At 51.9% G+C, this 5,487-nt stretch carries 9 protein-coding genes; all 9 read left to right on the top strand.

Features of this window, described 5'->3' with window-relative positions; genetic code table 11:
• The first annotated feature begins 207 nt into the window (after positions 1-207).
• On the top strand, positions 208-795 hold the full coding sequence (locus AWV70_RS10480; RefSeq protein ID WP_060206836.1) for a bifunctional adenosylcobinamide kinase/adenosylcobinamide-phosphate guanylyltransferase: 588 nt from the start codon (positions 208-210) through the stop codon (positions 793-795).
• The gene (locus AWV70_RS10475) at positions 792-1,622 is read left to right on the top strand and encodes a cobyric acid synthase (protein ID WP_060206834.1); all 831 of its coding nucleotides are present in this window, start codon (positions 792-794) and stop codon (positions 1,620-1,622) included. The genes AWV70_RS10480 and AWV70_RS10475 overlap by 4 nt, the downstream gene beginning before the upstream one ends.
• 1 nt (position 1,623) lies before the next feature.
• A complete protein-coding gene (gene cobS / locus AWV70_RS10470; RefSeq protein ID WP_060206832.1) occupies positions 1,624-2,388 on the top strand; it encodes an adenosylcobinamide-GDP ribazoletransferase in 765 nt (254 codons plus the stop codon).
• Positions 2,361-2,957, top strand: a complete 597-nt coding sequence (locus tag AWV70_RS10465; RefSeq protein ID WP_060206830.1) for a histidine phosphatase family protein — start codon at positions 2,361-2,363, stop codon at positions 2,955-2,957. Before cobS ends, AWV70_RS10465 begins: the two co-directional genes overlap by 28 nt.
• The gene (locus AWV70_RS10460; protein ID WP_082713558.1) at positions 2,909-3,307 is read left to right on the top strand and encodes a bifunctional adenosylcobinamide kinase/adenosylcobinamide-phosphate guanylyltransferase; all 399 of its coding nucleotides are present in this window, start codon (positions 2,909-2,911) and stop codon (positions 3,305-3,307) included. Before AWV70_RS10465 ends, AWV70_RS10460 begins: the two co-directional genes overlap by 49 nt.
• Positions 3,304-3,885, top strand: a complete 582-nt coding sequence (locus AWV70_RS10455; RefSeq protein WP_060206827.1) for a cob(I)yrinic acid a,c-diamide adenosyltransferase — start codon at positions 3,304-3,306, stop codon at positions 3,883-3,885. The genes AWV70_RS10460 and AWV70_RS10455 overlap by 4 nt, the downstream gene beginning before the upstream one ends.
• A gap of 3 nt (positions 3,886-3,888) precedes the next feature.
• On the top strand, positions 3,889-4,374 hold the full coding sequence (locus AWV70_RS10450; RefSeq protein ID WP_060206825.1) for an ECF transporter S component: 486 nt from the start codon (positions 3,889-3,891) through the stop codon (positions 4,372-4,374).
• A complete protein-coding gene (locus AWV70_RS10445) occupies positions 4,371-5,072 on the top strand; it encodes a hypothetical protein (RefSeq protein ID WP_060206823.1) in 702 nt (233 codons plus the stop codon). Before AWV70_RS10450 ends, AWV70_RS10445 begins: the two co-directional genes overlap by 4 nt.
• Positions 5,073-5,302: 230 nt before the next feature.
• Positions 5,303-5,487: hypothetical protein (locus AWV70_RS24475; protein WP_235588622.1), on the top strand; the 185-nt coding region annotated here is incomplete at its 3' end.

Here is a 5,487-nt window from a genome sequence, read left to right as displayed (position 1 = left end):
GCGCTCATAAAACCGTGTGAGTGATCATAACAGTCGTGATCGCGCTCATAAAACCGTGTGAGTGATCAAAACTGTCGTGACCGCGCTCATAAAACTGTGTGAGTGATCATAACTAGCTGGATCGCGCTCATAAACAGCGGAATCGTGCTCATAAAACGGTTTTCGTTCTCATAACCGACGAAAGCTAAGGGGAGGTGATCTGATTTCATGGATGGAAAACTAACGTTCATCAGCGGCGGCGTGCGGAGCGGAAAAAGTGCGTTCGCGGAACGGATGCTCGTTGAAGAGGCCGCAAAGTGTGGCGGCAGGCTCGTCTACATCGCATCCGGGCGAGCGGTCGATGAGGAAATGAAACAGCGGATTGAAAAGCATAAATTGGACCGAGGGGAGGAAGATTGGCTGACGATTGAACAGCCGGTCGACCTTGCTGGGACATTGCCTTTCATTCAACCAAACGATTTCGTCCTATGGGATTGTCTCACAACTTGGCTGGCGAATGAAATGTACGAGGAACAGGACGGTGCCTATTGCATCCATATGGAAGGGTGTATGGAAAAGAAAGCGGCGCGGCTCATGGGAACAATCGACGCCATCCGCGAGAAGGCAGCGCATTTCGTTATCGTTTCAAATGAAGTGCTTGATGAACCGGCTTCACCATATGAAGAGACACGAACGTACTGCGAGTGGATCGGTAAATTGCATCAACATCTTGTCGGCATGAGTGATGAAGCGATTGAGATGGATTGCGGATTGCCGCTGTATTGGAAAAAGGAAGGGCAGGTGGCTGTGCAATGAAAGGGATCATGGTGATGGGAACGGCGTCGGATGTAGGCAAGACGATGATCTGCACGGCACTTTGCCGGTTGCTTTCAGATGAAGGGATGCGGGTGGCCCCATTCAAATCGCAGAATATGTCGCGATTTTCCGCAACGACGGAAGATGGGAAAGAGATGAGCCGGGCGCAGTTTCTGCAGGCGGAAGCAGCACGGACGAAGCCGGTCATCGAAATGAACCCGATTCTTCTAAAACCATTGGGCAATATGAAATCGGACGTCCGGTTTTTCGGGGAGACGTTTGAAGCGGTGGACGGAATGGAATATCGGGCGCAGTTTTTCGAACGCGGTTTACAAGCAATCCGGACGGCGCTCGAGACGCTCGCGAAGTCATTTGATACGGTCGTCATTGAAGGGGCGGGAAGTCCGGCGGAAGTGAACTTGAACAACCGGGAAATTGTCAATATGCGGGTCGCGGACATAGCGGATGCGCCCGTGCTGCTCGTCGCGGATATCGACCGGGGCGGCGCAATCGCTTCGATTGTCGGGACGCTCCAATTGCTCGCGCCGGAGCACCGGGCTCGCGTGAAAGGCATCATCATCAATAAATTCCACGGAGACGCCGCTTTATTCCAGGAAGGTGTAGACTTTATTGAATCGTACACCGGCATTCGCGTCGCCGGGGTCATTCCGCATAAGATGAATCACGGGATCGAAGAGGAAGACGTGGACCGGCCGCTGACTGAGGCACCAGCTGGAACGGATGTGTACGACGCATGGGCGGCACATGTGAAAGCGCACGTCGATTGGCCGTTCGTCCTGTCGGTCATCGCGGGGCAGGTGGACTGATGTGAACGGATTGCTGTTGGCACTTCAATTTTTCACGTCCATCCCGATCCGGAAAGAGCTGCCGATGGAACGGAAAGATGTGACGGGTATGTATATCGCATTGCCGCTTGTCGGGGGGATCATTGGGCTCGCGATGTACGGCATGGCGGCATTGTTTGTAGATGTCATCGGAACGGGCACGCTGCTCACATCGGTTTTTGTTGTTGTTGCAGGAATCGCATTGACGGGCGGCCTGCATCTGGATGGATTCGCGGATATGGGAGACGCTTTTTTTTCGTATCGCGATCGTGTTAAGCGGCTTGAAATATTGGAAGATCCGCGTATCGGCGCGTTCGGGACGATGGCGCTCATCCTGTTGATCATTGTGAAAATCGCTTTGTTCGAAGAATTGATTCAGCGCAGTGACGGGCTGCTGCCGTACTTCATTGCCATCCCGTTACTCGCCCGTGCAGGCATGAACGTCTATTTTTCAACGACGTGCCTTGCGAAGGAGAAGGGGATTGCGCATTTCTTCAAGGAGAAGCTGGCGACGGGGACACTGATGGCGTCATCGATCGGTATGGGACTTGCGATTGCCGTAGCACTTGGCGTTATCATTCATTCCGTCATCTTGCCAGTTGTGCTCCTCATTGTTGTAAGTGGAGCTGTACTCCTTTTCAGAAGCTGGTCGTTGAAGCATTTCGGTGGTGTCTCGGGCGACTTATGCGGGGCGTACATCGAAGGAGTGGAGGTGTTGTTATGGCTAGCGATCATCATTTGTATTTGATTCGGCATTTGCCGACTGCCGGAAACCGGGAGAAGAAATATATCGGGTGGACGGATGAGTCGATTGAACCGGTTAGCGATCTGGCTCGGTCAATTCCGATGCCTGCCAGCGGAATCGTATATGGGAGCGATCTTTTGAGGGCAAGGCAAAGTGCAGCATTGTTGATGCCTAATGCAAATTATGTGGCAGATGAAAGATTACGTGAATGTCATTTTGGTGATTTTGAAGGGAAAACGTATGCCGACCTTGAAATGGATAAGGACTACCGGAAATGGATTGAAGACCCGTATTCGTTTGCTCCGCGCGGCGGGGAAAGTCTGACGGACCTGAAGAACCGTGTAATGGAAGCACTGGTTTCATTGCCGGATGGCGCGGTTGTCGTCACGCATGGCGGACCGATCCGCATCGCGCTCACCCAGTTTTCACTGGATCCGCGGGATTTCTGGTCATGGCAGATTCCACACGGGTCGGTTTGGAAACTTGAATGGCGGAATTACGATGAAATGAAGGAGGGCGGACGATGCGTGTCGTTATCGGAGGTGCCCATAACGGGAAGAGGGAGTATGTGAAAAGGCTGCTCGAGAATGTACCGTATCAGTGGATTGATTGCTCTGCCGGCGATTTGAAATTTCCGCCAGATGGGAAGGTCGTCATTGATCGAATTGAGCAGTGGCTCGCGCAGACAGATTTGTCGGAAGCTGAAGCGGTGGAGTTCATTATGAAATCGATTGAAGGCAAGGACGTCATTTTCATCTTGACCGACATCGGACGGGGCATCGTGCCGATGGATGCGGAACAGCGGATGCTGCGCGATGCATGCGGAAGGCTGTATCAGCGGTTGATCGCGCAGGCGGATGACGTGACGAGGATTTGGTACGGACTGGCACAAACTTTGAAGAAAAGGGGAGAAATGATATGAAAATCTACACGAAAACCGGGGATACAGGGAAAACGAGCTTGATCGGCGGACGGGTCGATAAGGACAGCCTTCGTATCGAAGCGTATGGGACGATGGATGAATTGAACTCGTTCATCGGCAAGGCGATGACGGAACTGGATGGCACGAAGTTCTCGGATCTACTTACGGATCTAGAAGCAATCCAAAACGAACTATTCGATGGCGGCGGGGATTTGGCGAACGTCATGAAAGAGCGTCATTACAAGCTTTCCGAAGAGCCGATCGAAGTGCTTGAGAAGAGGATCGACGAGTTGATGGAGGAAGCGCCGCCGCTTGAGAAATTCATCTTGCCGGGTGGATCTCCGGCTGCTGCTACATTGCATATCGCGCGCACGGTGACGCGCCGGGCGGAACGGTTGACGGTGACGTTGATGAAGGCGGAGGAAGATGTGCCGGCGACTGTCCAAAAATATTTGAACCGCTTATCGGACTATCTTTTCGTTGCGGCACGTATCGTCAATGCGCGTCTCGGTGTTCCTGATAATGAATACGTGCGCAGCGCGAAAGTGTTCCGTACGGGTAAAAAGAAAGAGGACTGACAAATGAATGTAAGAACAATGACGTTAACGGCTTTATTTGCGGCCCTTTGCGCGGTAGGCGGGTTCATCAAGATTCCGTCCGGCGTCGGGTCTTTAGCACTTGATACGATACCGGCGTTGCTGGCGGCATCGTTTTTGCCGCCCGTATTTGTCGGAGCCGCCTCGATGACAGGCCATCTCGCGTCTGCCATGTACGCGGGCTTTCCGCTTGGACCATTCCATATCCTGATCGCGATTGAAATGATGATCATCCTTTATGTTTTCGCACGTCTCCATAAGGCGGGCCACCACTCCTCAAAGTGGGTGTTCTTCATCATCGCGAACGGGTTGTTGGCGCCATTTCCATTTTATTTCCTCGTGTCGCCCGCGTTCTTTATCGGGATGGTGCCGGCGATTTTCCTAGCAACCGTTGTGAACGCAGTTGTAGCGGCGGTCGTCATGCCGGTGCTTTCTAAGGCGGCTGGCGACAGATTCGGGCTCGTCCGATGAGAAATGCGATTGCGCTCGGCGATGGATTCGTCGTCACGACGGATAACTCGGGAGGCATCGGGGAGAAGCTACATGATATCGTGGCGGTTCCCGATCAGGTGACGGCGTATTTTGCCGCACGTGTCGCACTGCTCGAGCAGTGGGCGGCGCATGCCGAACCGGTTTCAATCCTTATTCATAATTTCACCGGTCCGGGCAGCTGGGACGCTTACGTCGCAGGAGTGGAGGACGTTTTGCGGGAATCAAATCTGGATTCGCCGGAGATCACGGGCAGTACGGAAACGAATATGCAGCTCATGCAATCGGCCGTTGCTGTAACGATGATTGGCAAGAGGCGGCTTGTTGAGGACGCTGATGAGTTGGAATGGTACGTCTACGGCATGCCGCTCGTCGGGAATGAAGTGCTTGAAAGGCGCGACGAAATTGCATCGCTTCGGTTAATCAAGGAAGCGATGGAAGGCGGAGTGGTTCGGAAAATCTGGCCGGTCGGATCGAAGGGGATCCTCGTGGAATATAGAAGGGTGAGGGGGAATCCACATATCGAGATGGAAACGGATGTCGATATGTATGCATCAGCGGGACCTTCAACGTCAGTACTCCTTGAAATCGACGTCCATAACATCGAAAAAGCCCGCCAGTTGTTGGGCAGACACTTATATAAAATAACTGAAATTGACAGCTTCCGGAATGATCTATGACCGGAAGCTTTTTAAATATCCTCGCATTCGAACGTAGAATTGCTTACCGCTCATAACGAAACGAATCCTATAGCCCCCTTTCTAAATCCTCCAAAAAGTATCAACTAATAAAATTATCCATTGACTGAATGCTCATTCATAACTTAAACTATGAATTAGAACATCGACACAATACTTATTTTCTACTACACTATTCATAACGTTCCGATAAGGGAAGGAGAGAATATAAAATGAATGCTTTGTTGGTAGTCAACTGGATCCTTTTCCTGGCGGTTGTGGCATACGCGCTTGCGCTGTTCACTTATTTGATCAGGACGCGGATCCAATTCATAAAGCTCGGACGGAAGGAAGAGTTCGACAATAATGTTTCCCGCCGTCTGAAGGAAGTTTGGGTGAATGTGTTCGGGCAGAAAAA

The organism is Sporosarcina koreensis (assembly GCF_001531445.1).
GTDB lineage: Bacteria > Bacillota > Bacilli > Bacillales_A > Planococcaceae > Sporosarcina > Sporosarcina koreensis_C.
This window is presented reverse-complemented; position numbering and strand designations above follow the sequence as displayed.

Excerpts from the sequence above, each read along its gene's own strand:
- AWV70_RS10445 (WP_060206823.1), top strand. The coding sequence starts at position 4,371 with ATGAGAAATGCGATTGCGCTCGGCGATGGATTCGTCGTCACGACGGAT.
- AWV70_RS10480 (WP_060206836.1), top strand. The coding sequence starts at position 208 with ATGGATGGAAAACTAACGTTCATCAGCGGCGGCGTGCGGAGCGGAAAA.
- AWV70_RS10475 (WP_060206834.1), top strand. The coding sequence starts at position 792 with ATGAAAGGGATCATGGTGATGGGAACGGCGTCGGATGTAGGCAAGACG.
- AWV70_RS10450 (WP_060206825.1), top strand. The coding sequence starts at position 3,889 with ATGAATGTAAGAACAATGACGTTAACGGCTTTATTTGCGGCCCTTTGC.
- AWV70_RS10455 (WP_060206827.1), top strand. The coding sequence starts at position 3,304 with ATGAAAATCTACACGAAAACCGGGGATACAGGGAAAACGAGCTTGATC.
- AWV70_RS10460 (WP_082713558.1), top strand. The coding sequence starts at position 2,909 with ATGCGTGTCGTTATCGGAGGTGCCCATAACGGGAAGAGGGAGTATGTG.
- AWV70_RS10465 (WP_060206830.1), top strand. The coding sequence starts at position 2,361 with ATGGCTAGCGATCATCATTTGTATTTGATTCGGCATTTGCCGACTGCC.